This window comes from Chloroflexota bacterium (genome assembly GCA_034717495.1).
Taxonomy (GTDB): Bacteria; Chloroflexota; Anaerolineae; order JAAEKA01; family JAAEKA01; genus JAYELL01.
This window is the reverse complement of the sequence record JAYELL010000009.1, coordinates 1-20830: the sequence shown is the minus strand read 5'-3', so window position 1 is coordinate 20830 and position 20830 is coordinate 1. Positions and strand designations below refer to the sequence as shown.

Annotated in this window: 18 protein-coding genes; 7 read left to right on the top strand and 11 right to left on the bottom strand. The window is 58.1% G+C overall.

Translation table 11 applies throughout. The features are described from left to right. Nucleotides 1-97: 97 nt before the first annotated feature. Together U9R25_02680 and U9R25_02675 are read right to left on the bottom strand one after the other, a co-directional pair. The gene (locus U9R25_02680) at nt 98-2029 is read right to left on the bottom strand and encodes a hypothetical protein (protein ID MEA3334786.1); all 1932 of its coding nucleotides are present in this window, start codon (nt 2027-2029) and stop codon (nt 98-100) included. Nucleotides 2030-2059: 30 nt separating this feature from the next. Then, on the bottom strand, nt 2060-2728 hold the full coding sequence (locus U9R25_02675; protein MEA3334785.1) for a class I SAM-dependent methyltransferase: 669 nt from the start codon (nt 2726-2728) through the stop codon (nt 2060-2062). Nucleotides 2729-3103: 375 nt separating this feature from the next. Between U9R25_02675 and U9R25_02670 the strand changes: the two genes are divergently transcribed. Further along, a complete protein-coding gene (locus tag U9R25_02670; GenBank protein ID MEA3334784.1) occupies nt 3104-3535 on the top strand; it encodes a transposase in 432 nt (143 codons plus the stop codon). Nucleotides 3536-3622: 87 nt separating this feature from the next. On the opposite strand, the gene U9R25_02665 is transcribed toward U9R25_02670, so the two are convergent. The 4 genes from U9R25_02665 to U9R25_02650 all read right to left on the bottom strand — a co-directional run bounded on the left by U9R25_02665 (nt 3623) and on the right by U9R25_02650 (nt 8700). Then, complete coding sequence (locus U9R25_02665; GenBank protein ID MEA3334783.1) at nt 3623-4942, bottom strand: DUF3179 domain-containing protein; 1320 nt, start codon at nt 4940-4942, stop codon at nt 3623-3625. 109 nt (nt 4943-5051) lie between these two features. After that, on the bottom strand, nt 5052-5597 hold the full coding sequence (locus U9R25_02660; GenBank protein ID MEA3334782.1) for a hypothetical protein: 546 nt from the start codon (nt 5595-5597) through the stop codon (nt 5052-5054). 26 nt (nt 5598-5623) lie between these two features. Then, nucleotides 5624-6964, bottom strand: a complete 1341-nt coding sequence (locus U9R25_02655; protein MEA3334781.1) for a family 10 glycosylhydrolase — start codon at nt 6962-6964, stop codon at nt 5624-5626. A gap of 83 nt (nt 6965-7047) precedes the next feature. Beyond that, nucleotides 7048-8700, bottom strand: coding sequence for a M1 family metallopeptidase (locus U9R25_02650; protein MEA3334780.1), 1653 nt, complete (start codon nt 8698-8700; stop codon nt 7048-7050). A 208-nt stretch (nt 8701-8908) separates the two neighbouring features. Here U9R25_02650 and gatC point away from each other — a divergent pair, with 208 nt between their 5' ends. From gatC to gatB, 6 genes are all read left to right on the top strand, one after another. Further along, nucleotides 8909-9202, top strand: a complete 294-nt coding sequence (gene gatC / locus U9R25_02645) for an Asp-tRNA(Asn)/Glu-tRNA(Gln) amidotransferase subunit GatC (protein ID MEA3334779.1) — start codon at nt 8909-8911, stop codon at nt 9200-9202. 42 nt (nt 9203-9244) lie between these two features. Beyond that, nucleotides 9245-10738 carry an Asp-tRNA(Asn)/Glu-tRNA(Gln) amidotransferase subunit GatA gene (gene gatA / locus U9R25_02640; GenBank protein ID MEA3334778.1) on the top strand — a complete coding sequence of 498 codons (1494 nt, stop codon included), beginning with the start codon at nt 9245-9247 and terminating at the stop codon, nt 10736-10738. Next, nucleotides 10735-11730 (top strand): sugar phosphate nucleotidyltransferase, encoded by a 996-nt coding sequence (locus U9R25_02635; GenBank protein ID MEA3334777.1) that lies wholly within the window; start codon nt 10735-10737, stop codon nt 11728-11730. Before gatA ends, U9R25_02635 begins: the two co-directional genes overlap by 4 nt. A gap of 159 nt (nt 11731-11889) precedes the next feature. Continuing rightward, entirely contained in the window at nt 11890-13059 is a 1170-nt protein-coding gene (locus U9R25_02630) for an aminotransferase class I/II-fold pyridoxal phosphate-dependent enzyme (GenBank protein MEA3334776.1), read from the top strand. Nucleotides 13060-13362: 303 nt separating this feature from the next. Beyond that, complete coding sequence (locus U9R25_02625) at nt 13363-13647, top strand: hypothetical protein (GenBank protein ID MEA3334775.1); 285 nt, start codon at nt 13363-13365, stop codon at nt 13645-13647. Between the two features lie 156 nt (nt 13648-13803). Further along, nucleotides 13804-15252, top strand: coding sequence for an Asp-tRNA(Asn)/Glu-tRNA(Gln) amidotransferase subunit GatB (gene gatB, locus U9R25_02620; protein MEA3334774.1), 1449 nt, complete (start codon nt 13804-13806; stop codon nt 15250-15252). 189 nt (nt 15253-15441) lie between these two features. Here the strand turns inward: gatB and U9R25_02615 are convergent, their stop codons facing one another. The 5 genes from U9R25_02615 to U9R25_02595 form a co-directional block, all read right to left on the bottom strand. After that, the gene (locus U9R25_02615; protein MEA3334773.1) at nt 15442-16449 is read right to left on the bottom strand and encodes an LLM class flavin-dependent oxidoreductase; all 1008 of its coding nucleotides are present in this window, start codon (nt 16447-16449) and stop codon (nt 15442-15444) included. Nucleotides 16450-16576: 127 nt separating this feature from the next. After that, nucleotides 16577-17740 carry a pyridoxal phosphate-dependent aminotransferase gene (locus U9R25_02610; GenBank protein MEA3334772.1) on the bottom strand — a complete coding sequence of 388 codons (1164 nt, stop codon included), beginning with the start codon at nt 17738-17740 and terminating at the stop codon, nt 16577-16579. A 74-nt stretch (nt 17741-17814) separates the two neighbouring features. Continuing rightward, nucleotides 17815-19365: an ABC transporter ATP-binding protein gene (locus tag U9R25_02605; protein ID MEA3334771.1), complete on the bottom strand. Its 1551-nt coding sequence runs from the start codon at nt 19363-19365 to the stop codon at nt 17815-17817. Nucleotides 19366-19386: 21 nt separating this feature from the next. Continuing rightward, nucleotides 19387-20634: an amidohydrolase family protein gene (locus tag U9R25_02600; protein MEA3334770.1), complete on the bottom strand. Its 1248-nt coding sequence runs from the start codon at nt 20632-20634 to the stop codon at nt 19387-19389. Further along, a partial coding sequence (locus U9R25_02595; protein ID MEA3334769.1) for a hypothetical protein occupies nt 20559-20830 on the bottom strand: 272 nt, incomplete at its 5' end. The genes U9R25_02600 and U9R25_02595, both read right to left, overlap by 76 nt.

Here is a 20830-nt window from a genome sequence, read left to right as displayed (position 1 = left end):
AACCCTCCCCGCGTCCCCCCTCGCCGTGTCTCCGTGTCGCCCCCCCTCTCCGCATCTCCTTCTACGCCACCGGCAGCGAAAACCCAAATGCACTCCCTCATTTCAGCGTTGCGACCCGTTTGTCAACCTCGGCATTGAGCTTTTCGATTTCTGCTTTGAGCTGTGTTTCTTCCTGCTGAAGGTCCGCCAGATCCTCCTCGGACGCGGCCAGCCTGTCGACGTAGCTGGCCCGCAGCGCGCCTTCCTTGCCGGTGGTCGAGAGGGCCTGCATGTTGGCCTGAATCTGTTCCTGGGCCTTGTAAACCTTGCCTCGCTCCTGATCGATCTTCTTTAGCCGCTGTTCCTTGGCGGCAATCTGGCTCCAGATCGAAAGGAGTTCTTCCAATCTCCCCTTGTCGCGGCCTGAGAGTATGCCATCATTCAGGTACTGCTGCAAAGCGCGAGGCGTCTGCTTGCGAATCTCCTCGCGCCGTCTCACCAGACGACGCTCTTTTACCATCAAGCTCGCCTCACCATGAGCAGGCACGTCCAATTTGAATCGCAGATGAGCCTCGGTGGTCTCGACCGGTTCGGGGGTATCAAAAAGCTCGAAGTGCGCCGTCCGCGGATGTTCAATCAGAACCGCCAACGGCCGTCCGGTGCCGTTATTGAGTCGATATTGGCGCCAGATGATCTCCCAGTCCTCGATTTGCAGGAAATGCCCGGTGATATTCAAGCCGTGGTGCTCTCGGGATCTGCCCTGCTCCTCGCTGATCTTGGCACCAAGCTCGACAGCGTAGGGCACCACGATCTCAGCACCAGGAGCTGTGAGCGGGAGAATCGCTTCGCCCACGTAATCACCAGCTTCCAGAACGGTGGCAGGCCCGCGCTCCAGGGTGAGACCGGTGTCATTCTGAAAGCGCATTGTAGCGACAGGGTGGCCGGGCAATTTCCTGCCGTTGTAGATCAAATCCTTGTGGGGTTCAACGCCGCACGAAAGGATCGGAACCATGGCAGACTGGCCGCGGCCAACGCTGACGGGTGTGCCGATCACATACTGGAAGAGCTCCCCCATCTCCTGCCCGGTTGTGGTCACCGGCACCGAATCGGCCAGGCCCTCCTGCATCCTTCGGTTGCGAACAGAGGCAGACTGCACCGAAGCCGCAGCCGGTGCATCGGCGGCCATGGAACGAAGACCCAGCGACTTCTCGGCGACAGCCTGGTCGAAGGCGACAGGGCCTGGCGCCACCCGCTCATCCTCCTTGACCTCAGGGCGCTCAGGCATGAAGGGGGTGTAAAGATCGTAGACAAAGGAGATCGGCATGCCCGCCACCAGGGACAGCTCGATGTTTTCCAGATCCTCTTCCAGGGTATTGTCGAAAATCCCCCAACCCTGGAGCAATGCCTTGGCTTCCCCCTTCTCATTGGGTAAATCGGTGGCCAGGCGGTAGCTTACCCGCCAGGTCGGAGCCGGAACGATATAACTCACCGAGAGATCGTGTTGTCCTGGGGACAACTGGATCGTCACCTGGCGATGGTTGGGTTGCGCCAGTGAGGCCTGCAGAAAGAAGCGTAGATCGTCGGCACCTTGCTGATCGAGAATCTCAAGCCCTTGAAGACGGCCCAGCGTGATTGTGCGCACTGTGGCGCTATCATCCTCCAGAACCGAAACAAGCCCCGTCGCCAGGGGCTGTTTCTCCGGTGGATCGTCCACGCCAACAAGCGTGCCAACGGGGGTTTCCCCCTGATCGAGAAACAGGCGAACACGCCGGCCCCTCAAGCTCACAAGCAACGCCTGCAAGCTCTGATGATCCGTAAGACGAACGGAGCAGCCCTCCAGCCGCTGCTCAACAGTCTTGGGTGTGGCATATTCGACACCCAGAACCTGGCCCTGGCCCCAGTCGACGGTCGTAAGGCTCTTCAGAACATCGTTCATCTCATTGACGTGAAAGGTCAGGCTGACCGACTCGCCATCGATTTTAGCCCGGCGTTCGAAAAAGCCAACCCCATGCTTATAAAGTGTCAGGTGAGAAATCGGAATATCAGTCATGATCTACCCCTCGCAAATAAGGAAAACAGACTACTGGCAGGCGAACATCATATTGGGAGATATCTGCTGCCAGTGTGAGCCTGTGATGTGGATGCTCAACCGGGGTCCTATCGGCGCCTCCCCGAAGAAGGTGACATCAGAAAACCCGGCCTGCTGAAAGATGGCATGCCAGCGGTCCGGCTCGAAAGTGGAACAGTGCGTCTGGTCAAAGTAATTGCTGAATGTGGTATAGCTGCGGCCGATGGGACCGGCATTGCATGGCACTGTACCGACCAGGCACCCACCTGCGACCAGGGTCTGGCGTATCATATAGACTGTCTCGGCTGGATTCCTCAGGTGCTCAAGAACATTGAACGCGGCTACCACGTCATATTGGTAGGGCGGCAAGCGCATTTCCTCGATGTTGCCTATTCTCATCCTGTCCTTGACCTCAGGCTCGACGAATTCCAGCGCACGAGAAGACACCTCGATGCCCTCTACCTCGAAATGATTTGTGGCGAGGGAAAGAAATTCACCGGTTCCTGGCCCGATCTCAAGTAACCGCCCGGTCGGTTGATAATGCCGCACGAGGGCCAGTCTTTTCCGATTCCTTTGCGACTTCGGCGACGCCCGGAAAAACACATTGTCGAAATAGGCGTCATCGTAACTGCGGCGGATAATCGGTATGGCCTTCAACAGGCTGTTGATGTTGTCATTCATGATAGCATTTGTTTATTTTGGCGATCGATCCGGCAATAAGTGTATCGCGCAATGCTATCAACGTCAAGAAGAGATGTCCTCCCAAAAAAGACTGTCAATGGAGCATCACAGAATCGACGCGGGAGGGCCTGGCGGCGGCACCAGGTGACGGGCGCGGCCTGATTGTTCGCCAACGGCGTGTTAGAAGAAGTCAGACCGGCTTGCGCAGCAAGATTCGTCTTGACAATACCCCGATAGATTGCTATAATCTCGTCGGGTCAAATATGATCCGATTTTGCTTTTCCAGCTGTAGATGCAATCCCCCATGCTGGAGTTGACCCGATTTTGTGGACACCGATACGCTTGTGAGATAATCGAGAAAAAAAGGAGTTCGTGATGGCGAGTACACGAAAACCGTATTCACCTGAGTTCCGTCAGGAAATGGTGGCATTGGTGCAGGCGGGACGCACGCCTGCAGAACTGGCCCGGGAATATGAACCCTCCGCGTCGACGATCCGCACGTGGGTCAAACAGGCGGAAACCGATGCCGCCAACGATGCGCCAGATGCTACAATGGATGCTGTAGGTGATGTTGCAGAGGCCGCGGCCGATCTGTCCGATGCAGCTGCCGATACGGTCAGCGATGCGGCAGATGCTGCCGTCGACGCCGTGGGTGACGCAACCGACACCGCGACTGATATGGCAGATCAGGCCAGGGCGTCCAGCGATGACGCTGCCGACGCCGCCAAACAGAACGCGGAAAAGACACAGGGCGGCATTGAGGACCTGATCAGAAGAGTTAGCGACGCCCTCGGTATCGACGAGTAGGAATAAGGCCGCAAAAAACCCGCCCATCCAGGTCGGACAGGCGGGGCACCACGGTTCATTAAGGTTCGGTTTTTACTGCACAGGCCGCTAGCCCTGATAGATGACCGTATCCGGTCTGAAGGCCGCCCAGGAGAACCAGAAGTGGTCCCCGTGAACCAGGGGCCGCAACTGAGCACCCTTCAGAGGCCCATCGATCGCGTGTCCGGTAATGCTCCAACTGCTTCCCGTCTGATCATCCACAAAACGATCCCCTTCTTTGCTAAAGGAAAGCAGTTGACCATCCAGGTTTCGGTCAAACACGCCAGTTGCACCCACATCATCGGCATTGGCGATCACCTGTGCTCCCAGGGCACTGGCGGTACCGTCGGCGTGAAACACCGCCAGATCTTGTCCTGACTGCCGGTCGTTGATCACCCCAGTCTCCGCCAGAATGCTGAGGGGATAAGCAACATCGATAGCCTCCTCTGAGTCGAGCGAAGAACCCAGCGAAAGCGTCACTACCCGTTCCATGGGCGTCAGCCTGCCGTCGATAACGCCACGATACAAAAAGGGACTGCTGTTTACGTCGTCGTAGCCCACGTAGGGATTGTTGCCATAGGCACGACGGAACCCCGTGTCCCGGGACAGAACTTCCCCGTCGGGATACGCCTCGCGGAAATCGGCGAAACTGACGAGGCTGGAGGGCAGGAAGGTCAACTGCTTTCCCGTCAACTCGCCCACGATACCCTCACCGGTAAACTGCTGCCAGAGGCTCTCGGTAGTGCGATCATACATCACCAGGTCGGAATTACGCAACAGCCCCGAAGTCCCGAATTCCAGCACCTCTCCCTCCAGGCGCCGGTCGAACGTGATGGCTGAATTGCAGAGAGGGCAGAAGGTGATCGCCACCGGCACGCCGCCCAACTCATCGTTGGCAATCTCGTGCCAGGTCAGAATCTGTAGAGGATAGGCCCGCGCCCGGTCGCCTACCTCCAGCGCGATCACCGGTTCGTTGCTGGCAAGCCAGCCCGCGGCTTCATCAGGCCCGACGAATGTAGGATTATCGATGGATGGAATGCCATCGCGAGGCGGACCGCCGGAAAGCAGTTCGTCGTAGGAAATGCTGTGCCTGGTCCAGTCAGTGTTCCAGCTGCTGGTACTCGCGCGGAGTTGCGAGGAGCGGTCGTCCACAGTGGATATCCCCGCTTCCTCACCTATCTGCAGGTCTTCGTTCTCATTCTCCGGGGTAGTACTGCGGGCTTCGGGCGAATCGACAGCCCCGGGCTCGGCGATCCCTTCCTGCTCCCCGATAGCCGCTTCCCGTCCAACCGGCGCCTGCAACAGACCAGGGGCACTGCAGGCGGCCAGCAATAACAGTCCGATTCCACCGATCGCAATAAAAACTGATATCCGTTGTTTGTTTTTCACTTGACATGACTCCTGTCCAAATCTGATGGTGTTTCTCTGTATCCAGAGCATTTTCCCTCGCACCATCAGACGTCCGAACAGGTCCCAATCTTACCCCCTGCTCCGCCCGTCAGCGCTCGATTTCGTATCCGGGCCCGCTGTCGGAGCCCAGATCGAGCATGATCTCCTTGCCTCCCCAGTCATCCACCAGGTCATGGGCGCGGACGCGCACGACGGTCACGCCATCAGGAATCATGATCCTCGATTGACTGCGCGTGAAAGGCTGCTCGCTCTCATGGGGGTGCAAGAGAAGTCGAGTAAACCGGCTCTTTGGATCGGGCAAAACAACGCTGCCGTCGGGCAATACGACATCCCACCCGTCGGCATAGTCCTCCCAACCAGTATCGGGGTGCGACACGGTGACATGGAACGTCCAGCTGCCGTTCTCCTGTTGGACCGCCCGAACGAATTCTACATTGGCATTGGCCATCCCATCCACGGTTTCGGCCGTGGCAATCGCTTCCCTGGTCGGCGTTGCCGCCGGCAGATCCTCGGGAGCGGCTGTGGCTTGCTTCTCCAGCGATGGCGCCGGAGCCAGATCGCTGGTCACAGGCGGCGGTTGGCAGGCACAGAGAACAGTTAACAGGATCACTGCAAATACAGTAAGACGAAGCATAGGAGTACCTCCCTCACTTACGGTAGTCAGTTTTTCATCAGGGCAGTTTCCTTTTCCTGGATCTCTTCAACCAATCCCTCGATCCGCAGTCTGCCCGATACGTATTTCCTCGTCCGATAGGGTGGCAGCACGACGGCCGGTGTGGCAAAGGGGCCCTTTCGAAACGCATCCCAATACTTGCGTTTATCCACATGCTCATAGGCAAAAAGCGCCTGGCCACGCGCCCCCGCCTGGCGCACGATATCGATGCGCTTGGCGATCCTGTCGAAATCTGAGTAGGTAGCCGTGATTCCCGGAAAGACGGGATTATCGTTGGCACGGGCGACGAAATCGCGCACAAGCGTCTCAAACTGGTCATCGTCCTGGGTGATGCTGGTCAGGTAAAGCATTGGGCAAATTGCATCCACAAGCCACTGGTTGAGCCAACCGATGGAATCCTGGCAGAATCCGTCGAAACCATCCCCCTTTTGCCACCAATCCCATGTGTCCTGATAAACCGGCCAGACAGCGGCACTCAGCAGCAACCCAGGCTTCAGGTCATCGATGGCATCATGGATGCCGGCAACCAGGCCATTGATTTGCTGACGCTGAAATTCCTTGTGGTCGATGCCGGGGTCCACACTGCGGTTCTGAGCAACGCGATCGAGTGTGAGGGGGTCCTGGGAATACTCCCAACTGGCGTAGCGGGCATGGTCCAGATGGATGCCGTCCAGATAGTAGCGTGTCAGCAGATCACGGCAGACAGCAATGATGTGCTCATTCACTGCCCAATGTGCAGGGTTGGCCCACAGGTAGTCCTTGCTCAACGGCATGGGTTCCTGGTCGCGATTCCACATCACCCAGTTATCGCCGTAAAGACGGTTGAACCGGTGATAGATCGGCTCGGGATCGGCCTCGGGAGGTGGCGTCTCGCCCAACCAGGCAGGATAGCCGTTGAGCCAGGCATGCAGTTCCAGACCTCGATCGTGCGCTTCCTCGATGGCTACCGCCAGAGGATCCCACCCGGGGTCGGCTCCCAGGGTCCCGGTCAGGCGGGCAGCCCAGGGCTCCAATGCCGAGTTATAATAGGCATCGGCGTTGCCCCGAACCTGAAACAGAAGCACGTTGAAGTTAGCATTGGACGCTTGATCGGCCATTCGCCGAATATCGTCCGCTGTGCTGTAATCCCAACGGGTCACCCAAAGACCGCGGAATTCCTCAGGCTGGCCCGGCTGGACTTCCGTGCTGCTGTTGCTGTGAATCCCAGGTGGAAAGGAGACACGCGATGGTCCTCGCGTAGGTTCACCAGCCTGGAGATAGGATGCCTCGCTGCCGACAGCCTGCCATCGGGCGTATTCGTCATCTTGATGCTGATTGGTTTTGCTCATGGTCTGCGGCCTCAAATGGTTTCAGGGAATGACTCGACGGAGGTCGATGAAATGATCTGACACTTCCATGCCCTGCAATGGGCTCACGGCGAGGGTGTTGCAGCGTCGTCGGGAGTTTCGGGAGTCTCCGGGGGTTGCTGCCCATCCTCGGCATCGGCTTGCGGCGTTGGTGTGGGTGTGGGTGTGGGTGTGGGATCTTCGGCGCTCTCTATCCACCGTTCGTAGATCTCAACGGCATCGGACCCGGCAAATTCCTCCGCCAGACTCTGGAAATCCTGGGGGGTGGCAACCTGATAACGGTTCTCGTCCAGGTAGCGACGCAGCAATTCCAGGTATCGCTGCTCGCCCAGAACCTTCAGCAGTGCATAATGGTATAGGGCAGCCTTGCCATAGATCATCGTTTCGTAGTTGCTGCCGAAAGCCTCTGCCGGCTGATTGACAACCGCATCCTCGCCCCGTTCTATGGCATATTCGTAGGCGGCCCACCAGCGATTCTCCGCCAGCCATTCCGCCGACTTCTCTCCCCTGATCTTCTCCCGGTAGAAATAGGTCGAGAACTCGGCCAATCCCTCGTCAAGCCAGGGCACATTGACCGGATCGTTGCCTACCAGGTTGTACCACCACTGATGGGCTACCTCGTGTGCGATGCGCGATTCCATATCGCCAGCGCGTTCGCGATAGAGGCCGACGCCTAACTCAAACAGGCCCGGATACTCCATGCCGTGCACACCCATGGGCCCTGGCACCACATCCAGTTCAGCATAGGGATAGGGCCCAAAAATCTCTTGATAGATGCGCAATGCGGCTGCCGTATATTCCGCAGCCGCCCGCCCCGTTATCTCATCGCCGGATAAGTGCCAGGAGTTGATGCGAACATCGTTGGCGAAGGTCTCGACCAGCCGGAATTGGTCGCTCACAAAGAGGGCAAACTCCCGGGCTGGAGGGCTGACCAATGTCCATTCCCTCAGCACTTCTGACGGCGTTTCCTCCCCTTCGTCGTCGACAGCGTCGTCACCCTGCCAATCGTGCAGGTCAATCAGCGACCCGGTCCCTACCACAACGTAGTTCTGCGGCACGACTACCTTGACCTGATAGAGCGCCATTTCGGTAAAGGCAGCATCACCCCGTGGCAGCCCCACACCGAGATTCCACCCTGACGGGGAATCCTCGTCTTGCACAGCCAGTACGGGATAGAACAGGGGCAGACTCATTACCCCTTCCCCTTGACCGAACAGCGAATAGATGTGGCTGGGTACCGATTGCACATTCGCCCTCCAGTTGATGGAAAAGGTGATCGGCTTTCCTGGCTTGATTGCATCGGTGGGTACCGCCACGTGGATGGCCGTGTCCGATGTATTGAAGCTATAGGGCGCCGCCTGACTATTGATCGCGACCAGATCGATATCCATGCTGCCGTGAAAATGATCGAGGTTTGGATAGAGACGAAAGTAATAATCCTGGAGGGGAGGCACAGAGTCGTCCGCCGGCAGCTCCAACGTCATCTGACCGTGCAACTCCTGCTCCTCAGGATCGATCTCCACCTGGATCTTGTATTCGGGGAAGGGAGGAAGCTCATCCAACAAACTGCGCTGACCGGGTGCCAGCGCCTTGTGATAGACCGCCAGGTCTTCGGCAGCGGGTGCCAGGACAGAATTGGCAGGCAAACCCACACAGCCGACTATCAACCAGGCGGTCAAAATGAAGGGCACCAAGGCCCGATTGCAGCGTTTCCACATGATGTCTGCGATTCCAGTCGATGAAGGGGCGTGGATGGTAATCTGGGATCGAAACGCCCATGGCAAATAACCCTGTTCCCAGAGTATAACACCGGTCGCGGACGCAGGCAAGCAAGGTGCAATCAGGATAGCACCGCACCATTTCTTGCTTTCTCAACTCCGGTGCGTTAATATATTGAAACCTACCTTCGACTGAAAGGAGCTATTCATGGCACTATCCACGGCCGACGTCGAACATATCGCCCATCTGGCCCGATTGGCACTCACCCCGCAAGAGATCGAGCAGTTTAGCCGGCAACTGACCGACATTCTGGGCCACTTCGACGCCCTGGAACAGGTGGATACCTCCTCGGTGCCACCGACAGCTTCTGTGCTGCCGCTCCGTACGGTCATGCGCGAGGATCGGGTAACTCCTGGCTTGACGTCGGAGGATGCCCTGGCCAATGCACCCGACCGGGACGGGGACTTCTTCCGGGTTCCTGCTGTCTTTTCGTCCGATTAGAGTCCGCTCAGCTCCTTTTCTGGATACCCGAAGGCCTCATCCATGACCCAACCCTTTTTCTGGACGATCCATGAAGCCGCCCGGCATCTGCGCGGCCGGGCCATCTCCTCGGTAGAGTTGACTCAATCGCTGCTGGACCGAATCTGTGCCGTCGACAACTCGACCAAGGCCTATCTATCGCTGATGCCCGAGGTGGCCCTTGACCGCGCTGCCGCGGCAGATGAGGCATTTGCGTCTGCCGACGATTCTGCCGAGCTGCCCCCCTTGCTGGGCATTCCCCTCGCCATCAAAGATGTCATACTTCTGGAGGGTTTGCCCGCCACCGCCGGATCAAAGATACTGGAGGGCTTCATCCCTCCGTTTGAAGGAACTGCCGTCGGGAAGCTGCGGGCCAATGGGGCCGTCTTTTTGGGCAAGACCAATACCGATGAGTTTGCCATGGGCTCCTCCACCGAAAACTCGGCCTATGTTACCACACACAATCCATGGGATCTGGACCGGGTACCGGGTGGTTCCAGCGGCGGTAGTGCCGCGGCCGTGGCAGCAGGCGAGTGCCTCGCCGCCCTGGGTTCAGACACGGGAGGCAGTGTTCGCCAACCAGCCTCCCTGTGCGGCGTGGTCGGCCTGAAGCCCACCTACGGGCGAGTCAGTCGTTATGGCCTGATCGCCTTCGCCTCAAGTCTCGACCAGATCGGTCCCCTGGCCCGGGATGTCACAGACGCCGCCCTGTTGCTCAATGTGATCGCCGGCTACGATCCGGGAGATTCGACATCGGTGAACCTTCCCCTACCCGACTATACCGCATCCCTCGGCCAGGGCGTCAAGGGGCTCCGCATCGGCGTGCCAAGAGAGTTTTTCGTCGAGGGGATACAAGCGGAGGTCGCCGGCGCAACCCGGGCTGCTATCGCCCTGCTTGAAGAACTGGGCGCCCAGGTTCAGGAGATCAGCCTGCCCCATACCGACCTTGCCCTGCCGGTCTATTACTTGCTTGCCCCGGCCGAGGCCAGTGCCAACCTGGCTCGCTACGACGGTGTGCGCTATGGTTTCCGTCATCCCGATGCCACTACGATGTGGCAGGGCTTCACCATGTCGCGCGGCCAGGGCTTTGGTGACGAGGTCAAGCGCCGAATCATGCTTGGCACCTATGCGCTCAGCGCAGGGTATTACGATGCCTACTACCTCAAGGCCCAACAGGTGAGAACCCTGTTGAAGCGGGATTTCGAAAAAGCCTTCCAACAGGTCGATATCATCGCTGCACCCACCAGCCCGACAACAGCGTTCCGAATCGGCGAACGGACCGACGACCCGTTAAGCATGTACCTGGCTGATATCTTTACCTTATCGCTAAACCTGGCAGGCAACTGCGGCATCAGTCTGCCCTGTGGTTTCGACCAGGAGGGTTTGCCTGTTGGTCTTCAACTCATCGGCCCTGCCTTCGGCGAGGAAACGGTATTGCGGGCGGCCTATGCCTATGAACAAGCCACCGATTGGCACACCCGACACCCTGAGATTCGAGAAGAAGAGGTCAATCTATGAAACTTATTCTGCCGGTTGCCGGCTACGGAAAACGCATGCGGCCCCACACATGGTCCCGCCCCAAGGTCTTGATCGACGTCGCGGGAAAACCGATGCTGGGACACGTACTCGACCAATTCGAGGGGGTTGGACTGGAAGAGGTCATTTACATCACCGGTTGGCTCGGCGATCAGATCCAGCCCTACGTCGAAGAAAACTTTCCTCAGTACAGAAACCGTTTCGTGGTCCAGGACGAGTTGGTGGGCCAAAGCCATGCCATCTGGCTTGCCCGCGAGCTCATCAGCGGACCCTGTTTCATCGTGTTTGCTGATACCATCTTCCGCATCGACCTGGAGGCCATGAGCCAGGCCGACGCCGATGCCGTGCTGGGCGTGAAAGAGGTCGAGGATCCACGCAGGTTCGGTGTCGCCTTTACCCGGCCAGATGGGACCGTCGAAAGATTGGTCGAAAAACCGGACACAATGGACCACAAATTGGCGATCCTGGGCGCGTACTTCGTGCGCGAGGGTCGCGATCTCGTCGATGCTATTGAGCAGCAGATGCAGCGAAAGCAGCTGCTGAAAGGGGAATTCTTTATCGCCGATGCCTTCAATCTCATGATCGAATCGGGCGCACGCTTTGTCACGGAGCTGATGACTGAGTGGCACGATTGTGGTGTCATCGATGCCCATTTGAATACCAATAGCTGGCTGCTCCAGCAAGGATTCGGCAACGGCGGCAGGACGAGCGCCCGACTTGTCGACAGCCGATTGATTCCCCCCGTATGGGTCGCCGACGACGCAGTCATCACCAACTCAGTCGTGGGCCCCAACGTGGTCCTTGAAGCAGGCTGCTGCGTCTCGAACAGCACCATCGAAGACTCCATCGTCATGGCCGGCAGCCAGGTTGACAACAGCCACCTGAACTGGGTCATGCTCGGCGAACGCACCGTCGTCGATTCCCATCTCGGCAGCCTGAACATCGGCGACGACAGCATCGTCCTGTCTGAGTGAAGCCGGCCGATCCTGCCCTGTTGGCGACCTGCGGCCTGGAAACAATCGATCACACCAGCATTTCTGGCAGTTCCGAAAACTGGAGGCCCAATCACCTGGCACTCATCTTGAACTCTCAAACAACGGCAGGCTTCGCTTCGGCGGGCAGGAGGTAGGAAAATGACCAACCGTATCTCGGAAAAGGTAGTAACCATTCCGCCATCCGGCATCCGTAAGTTTTTTGACATCGCGGCCACCATGGAGAATGTGATCAGCCTCGGCATCGGTGAGCCTGACTTCGTTACCCCGGACGTCATCCTGCAGGCAGGGATCGCAAGTCTCCGCCGGGGAGAGACCGGCTATACCTCCAATTCGGGAACCATCGAACTGCGGGAAGCGATTGCGGCCAAGATCTTCGCCCTGTATGGCGTTTCCTACAACCCGGAGGAGGAGGTCCTGGTGACGGTAGGGGTGAGTGAAGCACTCTACCTGGCGCTGAATGCCATCCTGAATCCGGGCGACCAGGTGATTGTGCCCCAACCCTGCTTCGTCAGTTACACCTCGGAAGTGGTGCTGGCCGGCGGCGAGCCGGTCATCGTCGACGCCCGCTTTGAGAACAACTTCGAGGTCACAGCAGCGGACATCGAGGCAGTCATCACGCCGCGCACCCGGGCATTGTTGATCGGCTACCCCAACAACCCGACCGGGGCCGTGTTGAGCCGGACGCGCATGGAGGAGATCGCCCAGGTTGCCGAGCAACATGATCTCCTCGTCATCTCCGATGAGATCTATGACCGCCTCGTCTACGGTGATCACAGGCACACATGTTTTGCCGGTCTTCCAGGCATGAGAGATCGAACCCTGTTGCTGGGCGGCCTGAGCAAGAACTACGCCATGACTGGATGGCGGATCGGTTACACCTGTGCGCCGGCCGATCTTCTGGCAGCCATGCGAAAGATCCACCAATACACCATCATGTCAGCGCCAACAACCGCCCAGGCCGCCTCGGTGCAGGCGCTGACCGATCCCCGGGCCGAGGATGCTGTGCAGGAAATGCGCGGGCACTACGACCGCCGCAGGCGGCTGATCGTCGATGGCCTCAACGAAATCGGCCTTAGCACCTTCGAGCCGCAAGGGGCTTTCTACGCCTTTCCCAACGTAGAAATCAGCGGCATGGACGAGGACACCTTCGCCTGGACCCTGCTGGAAGAGGAAGAGGTCGCGGTCGTGCCAGGAACAGCCTTTGGCCAGGCAGGCACAGGTTTTGTGCGCTGTTCATACGCCACTTCCATGGCCAATATCGAAGAGGCTTTGCAGCGCATGCACCACTTCGTGCGCCGGCACGGCTAGATCAGACGACCTATTTCCTGGAGTTACGCAGATCGCGTATTGAGAATGGCTCAAGGGAAATTCACTCAGGGTGATTTTCGACGGATCGGTTGCGAAGAAAGTGCGAACAGGGTTGGCGCATCCTGAGCCTGTCGAAGGGTGCAGCCTGAAAGAACAGACCGCACACAGACCTGTCCCAGAAACCTGCATCCTGAGCCTGTCGAAGGGTGCAGCCTGAAACAAATTACCAGGATGCTGACTGCGTAACATCAACTATTTGGACAGATCGGCATCGATTATCTGATATCTCAGCAGGAGCAAACCATGACCCGATTGCGAACTATCGTCACGGTCGATAAAGAACGCAATATTCGCTTGCCTGAGGGGACACCGTTCAAGAGCGGGGAACAGCTATACCTTCTCTGGGACGGCAGGACGCTTCAGATATCGCGGCGAAAGCCCAGACAGCTTAGCGATGCTTTCGACAGGGTGCAAACGGAATCGGAAGAAGCATTGGACACCGATGCCGTGGCGAGGCGGCTGGCCGACGACGAAAACCGCAAGCGCAACAAGTTCGATGATGCCCTGAAGCAGTTTTTTAAGGAGTAGACGGCCGGCAGAAATAAGTGCGAAGCCGCATCGGAGGGTCCAATATTCTGCTGCCAATATGTCAACAGGTCAAGATGTCAAGATACCGACATGTCGAGATGCGGAGTCATGACATGATGACATGGTGACATGGTGACATGAGATTTGTTAATGCATATGAACAAATACGAATCCGTTATCGGCATGGAGCTTCACGCTCAATTACAGACCAGATCAAAGATGTTCTGCGCTTGCAGCACCGGCTACTGGCAGGCCTCGCCAAACAGCCACGTTTGCCCGGTATGTCTCGGCATGCCCGGTGTACTGCCGGTGATCAACCAGCACGCCATCGAACAGACCCTGCGAACCGGGCTGGCTCTGAACTGCCAGATTGCCCCATTCAGTGTTTTCGCGCGCAAGAACTATCACTACCCTGATCTGCCCAAGGGATATCAGATCAGCCAGTACGAGCTGCCATTGTGCACCGATGGCTGGTTGATGATCCAGGCGGATGACGGCTCCGAAAAACGCATTGGCATCCGTCGGGCGCACCTCGAAGAAGATACGGGCAAGCTCGTTCACGTCGATCAGCACAGCCTGGTCGATCTGAATCGAGCGGGCGTTCCCCTGATGGAAATCGTCACCGATGCTGAGATGCGCAGCGCCGACGAGGCCTACCGCTATCTGGCCAAGCTGCGCAGCATTCTGCGTTATTTGGGCGTCAACTCGGGCGATATGGAGAAGGGCGCCATGCGTTGCGAGGTCAATCTTTCGATCCGCACTATGGATCAGGCGGCCCGGGGCGAATTCGGTACCAAGGTGGAGGTCAAAAACCTCAACTCCTTCAGAGCTGTGCGGGATTCCATTGCCTACGAGATCGATCGCCAGATTGACCTGTTGGAGAGGGGTGAGCAGGTTGCCCAGGTGACCGTCGGCTGGGATGAAAACCGGCGCCAGACTGTACTGCAACGCACCAAGGAGAGCAGCGACGACTACCGTTATTTTCCCGAACCCGATCTGCCGCCGCTGGAACTCAGCCCGGCATGGATCGAGGAACTTCGCGCCACGCTGCCGGAGCTTCCCGATGCCAGGCAAGGGCGCTTCGAGACCGATTATGGCCTGAGCAGGCAAGAGGCCGATGTCGTGGTTGCCGAACGCGCCGTGGCCGATTGGTTCGAGCTTGCCGCAGCCGCCTATGAAGGCTCTGCCAGAACCATGGCCAACTGGATCAGCGGGGAACTCTTTGCGCTGTTGCACACCGGCGAGATGACGATCGGGCAACTACTGGCGCAACCGGATGATCTGGCCGATCTACAGACACTTGTCGATCAAGGTGCGATCAACCGCAACACGGCCAAACAGGTACTCAAGGAGATGGCAGGCACAGGGCGCTCACCAGCGATCATTGTGCAGGAGAAAGGCCTGGCCCAGGTTTCCGATACAGACCGGCTCAACCAGGTTGTGGCAACCGTATTGGCTGAGAATCCCGACGAGGTCCGCCGCTGCCGGGAAGGCAAGACCTCCCTGGTGGGCTGGTTTATGGGACAGGTCATGCGGGAAACCCGGGGGCAGGCCGATCCCGACGTGGTGCGCCGCTTGTTGCTCGAAGCACTGTCCGGGGAATGATTGCCAGAGTTTCAGAGGGTCAGATACCAGAGGGTCGCAAGGTTGCAGGTACCGGCAACACCTCTCCGCCCGGTTGACCAATGACCATTAACCATCGACAATTACTCAAAGGGTCGGAGTTTCAGGGGATCGCGGAGGTCGCATTTGAGAATGCGACCTCCGTGAAAGCAAAACCCCTTCATGGGTCCATTAGTCGCTATAGCCTTCGCTGAAAATGTCGATCATCAACCAGGGATCACCCAGGGGATAGAGGATCGGACAGGTACAGCCGTTGTCCATGTACTCGCGCACCTTGGTCTTGACCTCTTCGGGAGACCCACTGGCAGTACACATCTGCACCACGTCGTCGGGAACCAGATGCATGGCCGACTCGATCTGCTCGTCGGTTGCCGGCCAGGTGAGCACCTGATGGATCTCGTCCAGCAGTTCCTGGCTCACCCCGCTTGCCTTCATGAGATGCGGCTGCTGCCCAAGGTACTGGGTCATCATCTTGCGAGCGCCATTCAGGGCCTTCTTGCGATCATGATCTACCGAGCAGATCATCAACTGGGGGCGATCAATGTCATCGATGGAACGCCCCCCCTTCTTCGCGCCTTTCTCCAGGGCATCCATGGCTCGCAGGTTGTAAGCGGGATTCACCAGATAGTTGAGCACAACACCATCGGCGATTTCACCGGTCAATTCCATCATCTTCATGCCGGTCGCCCCGATATAAATGGGCACGTTGCGCGCTTCCTTGCGTCCATGCACCACATCGAGCTTGATTCCATCCACATAGTGAAACTCACCGTGAAAGGTGACCGTTTCCATGTTGAGCAGACGGCGGAACACCTCGACCGTCTCCCGCATAGCCTTGAGTGGTTTCCGTCGTTCGATGCCTACCTTTTTTGCCAGCGGGTCCCACCAGGCGCCAATACCGCAGATAATACGATCCTGCGCCAGATCGTCCAGCGTGAGAAAGGTGGCCGCCAGCAGACCGATGTTGCGTGTCCAGTTGTTCGTAACGCCGCTGCCCACTTTAAGAGTCGATGTATGAGAAGCAAAGGCGGCCATCGGCACGATCGCATCCCGCACCAACCGGCTTTCCGCCTGCCATACCGCCTCGAATCCCTTTGACTCGGCGTATTTGCACAGTTCGATGCCCTCTGAAAGTTCGTGGGCGTCCTGCAAATAGAGCGCCATCCGGTCCTTGGTCATGAGTCAACCTCCTTAACTGATGTTATGTAGTTGGCACGATCCCCTGCCGTCGTCTGACCGCCGACCGCTGCTGATTCGGCGTCCAACGCCTTCTGCGGTCTGCCGACCGCGGTCCTCGGTCTTAACCTTACAATCGTTCAACAGTCTCCCTGATCCGGACCAATGCTTTGCCGATATTTTCCTCGGAGTTGGCGTAGGAGAATCGCAGAAAGCCCTCTCCGTGCTCACCGAAACATGGTCCGGCCAATGCAGCGACTCCGGCCTCATCCAGCAGGATATCGGCCAGTTCCTGGCTGGTCCGGCCAGTGCCCTCTATGTTGGGAAAGGCGTAGAAGGCCCCCTTGGGAGACAGGCATCGAAAGCCCGGGATGGCGTTCAGGCCATCGACGATCAAATCCCGTCGCCGGCGAAAAGCCTCTACCATCGCGTCCACCCCATCCTGAGGTCCGGTCAGAGCCTCGATCCCTGCCATTTGGGTGAAGGCAGCCGTGCAAGAGTTGGAATTCACCATCAATTTCGCCATCTGTTGGGCCAGGAACACCGGCATGACCCCATAACCCAGGCGCCAGCCGGTCATGGCATAGGTTTTCGAATACCCATCGAGTATGATGGCCAGCTCTTCCATGCCGGGCACGCTGGCCACGCTGGTGAACTCCCCGTCATACAGAATCCGGCTGTATATCTCATCGGATAAGACCGGTATCTGCTTTTCGAGCGCCAGCTCTGCGACCTGGTCCAGATCGGCCTTCGAGAGGACGCCACCCGTGGGATTGGCTGGCGAGTTGAGGATTATCAACCGGGTTCGATCGGTTACCAGGGCCCTCAGCTCCTCTGGATCGAAGCTGAACTCCTTTTCCATGCCAAGCCGAAGGGCTACTGGCCGGGCACCGACAAAATTGATCATAGACTCGTAGATGGGAAACCCGGGATTGGGATAGACCACCTCGTCGCCCTGGCCGCAGAGCGCCAGCAATGCAAAAAACATGATCGGTTTTCCACCAGGCACCACGACGACCTGCTCGGGAGTAACAGAGATGCCCCTGGTGCTGGATACTTCCTCGGCAATGGCTTCCCTTAATGGCAACATGCCATTGGAAGGGGTGTAATGCGTATAGCCGCTCTGCAGGGCTTCAGTGCCGGCAGCCACGATGTTGGCCGGTGTGTCAAAATCGGGCTCACCGATCTCGAGATGGATAATGTCGCGTCCCTGAGCTTCCAGGGCTTTGGCCCTGGCTAACACTTCAAAGGCCGTTTCAGTACCAAGGCGAGACATGCGCCTTGCCAGTCTCATAGGTTGATCTCCTTACAATACAATTTCGTATTTCCTGTCGCTAAGGCACGCCCCACCGACAGGCCTATAACCAACTACACTACGTTTCGCTCACCTGCCATCATAAGACCCAATTGCTCAATCGTGACCTCGTCGTTGTTGACGATGCCCATGATCTCGCCGCCATACAGTACGATGATACGATCGGATAGAGCTTTGACTTCATCCAGGTCTTCAGAGATGAGAAGAGTCGCCAGCCCCTGAGCGCGCTGCTCCAGCAGTTGGTTGTGGATATATTCGGTAGCGCCGATATCGACGCCGCGGGTTGGCTGGGCAGCAATAAGAAAGCGCGGCTGGCGGGCAAGCTCCCGCGCCAGAATGAGTTTCTGAATGTTGCCCCCCGACAGGTTTTTCGCCGGCGTATCCCGACTGGGGGTCTTTACGTTGAACTCATCGATCAACGTGTCAGCATGCTCGTCGATAACCTTGAAATCAAGAAAGATGCCGTTGCTGTAGGGTGCCTGACCGTGATCCTGCAGAATGAAGTTTTCAGCCACGCTGAAGTCTTTCACGATACCATCGTGCATTCGCTCTTCAGGAATGTAGGAAAGACCGGCGTCGTACATGTCGGCCGGTGGAAGGTCGGTGACATCCAGGTCTTCCATCCATATCTGGCCGCTTTCCACCTCATGCAATCCCGCGATAGTACGGGCCAGCGGGCGCTGACCGTTTCCTGAGACACCTGCGACACCGACGATCTCACCGCTTTGAACCTCAAAGCTGGCGTTCTTCAAAATGAACCGCCCATCTTCGTTAACAGCGTTGACCTCCTGCAGCTTGAGCCGTACGCTGCCTGCATCCCCCGCGGTGCGCTTTCGCTCCAGCGATACCTCCCGCCCGACCATCATAGTCGCCAGGTCCAACTTGCTGACCTCGACTGTGGGCCGCGTGCCCACGACCCGTCCATCCCGCAGTACGGTCACCTGGTCGGTCAGGGCAAAGATCTCATCCAGTTTGTGTGAGATGAAGATCAGTGCATGCCCGTCGGCCGCCATTTGCCGGAAAATGACGAACACATCGTCCACTTCCTGAGGGGTCAGCACCGCAGTAGGCTCGTCCAGCACCAGGAGTGCAGCTCCCCGGTAGAGCGCCTTGATGATCTCCACTCGTTGGCGCTCGCCAACGGCTAACCTGGAAATGATCGCCTTGGGATCGACCCGCAGACCATATTTTTCGGCCAGCTCATCGATGCGCGCCGAGACGACATCCAGGTCCATGCGCGGCTCGCGGGAGGATTTTAGCCCCAGCGCCACATTCTCGGCGACGCTGATGTTGTCCACCAACATGAAATGCTGGTGAATCATACCGATGCCGTAGTCGATGGCCTCCGTTGGCGAGTGAATCTCGACGAGATCGCCATTGAGCAGAATCTCACCCTCATCGGGCTGGTAGAGGCCATAGAGGATTTTCATCAAGGTGCTCTTTCCTGCACCGTTTTCGCCCAGCAACGCATGGATCTCGCCAGTCTTCACGCCGAAGTCGACCTGATCGTTGGCCAATACGCCAGGAAAGCGTTTGACAATGCCTCGCATTTCCAACGATTCAATTCGGGGCAAACCGGAGGGCAGAAGGTTGTTATTGCTCATGGTGTTAGTCCAGGTTTCCTGCTAGCTAAACTGTCGATCATTTCTCCATTTGACCGCCGTGCGGGTCTCGCTCAATATGTCACCCTTGCGAATCACGTAACGACGGTCAGGTTGACGGCGCAGAGCCTCCACTGGGGTCCGGGCATCCAGAACCACCAGGTTGGCCTCAGCGCCCACTCGCACGCCATAGTTGTCCAGCGGCCACAACCTGGCAGCACTATACCGAGGCATATCGAAGGCAGCCTGGATCTCACTGGGGGCACCCAATTGGGCAGCGTGCGCAGTGATCAGTGCCACCTCCAGAGAATCCATTCTGCCGAAGGGGTAAAACATGTTCTGGATATCATCCTGTCCGCAGGCCACGTTGACCCCGGCTTCCAGCAACTCCTTCACCCGGGCGATTCCGCGCGGCCTGGGATGGCCGTGGCCTCTCCCTTCGAGCATGAGATTGATAGGCGCATTGGTGATGACGTGAATGCCAGCCTGGCGAACCTTTTCGATCACACGCTCAGCCAGAGCGTCATCCCAGGCCGACATGGCACAGCAGTGGCCTGCCGACACCCGGCCCTGCCAGCCGGTCTCCAGCGTCTTCTCCGCCAGCAACTCCAGCGAATGCCAATAGGGATTGTCGGTCTCGTCGATGTGCATATCCACGTCAGCATCGTGGGCCACGGCGATCTCGAAGGCGATCTCGATGTGTCGGGCCGCGTCCTCCATGTCTCGCTCGCCATGGGGCATGCCACCCACCAGATCACACCCCTTCTCCATGGCCTGCCACATCATGGCCACAGCTTCCGGGTTGCGTGCCAGGCCCAGCTGGGGAAAGGCGACCAGCTGGATGTCGATCAGATCCTGATAGACCTGGCGCGCTGCTGAAACGCCTTCGAGAATACCCAACCTGGCGATGTGGTCGATATCCACGTGGCTTCGAAGCCACAGCGTACCGTTGGCGACGGCGGCCTTCAGTACCTGTCCAGATCGTTGCACGATGTCGTCGACAGTCAGATCGTGTTTGACTTGGGCATAGATCTCGATAGCCTCACCCAGGGTGCCGCTCTGGTTGATCATGCCATCCCAGAGCAGTGCATTTTCCAGGTGAAAGTGAGACTCGAAGAAGGCCGGCGAGACCATGCAACCCCCGGCGTCTATCTCCGTTTTTGCTTGAGGCAGTCCGGCAGCAGCAACGGCCTTGATCAGGCCCTTTTCGATACCGACCTCGATGGCCTCACCTGTCGAGTCGGAAATGCCGTTTCGAATGACAAGATCCACGAAACCTGTTCCTTGATAGGTGGTGTCGGGGCGCCCCCCGGGGGGCCCCCCGCCCGGGTCGGGATCTCGTCCAGGCCGTCCAGCAAGACGACCTCGTCCAGTTCGCTGGCTGCCGCCAGCAGATCAAGGTCGAACGTGCGCCCAAAAACAGCCGCCTGCTGTAGCGTCTCCTGGGCAGTCTCGGGCAACACCCGGA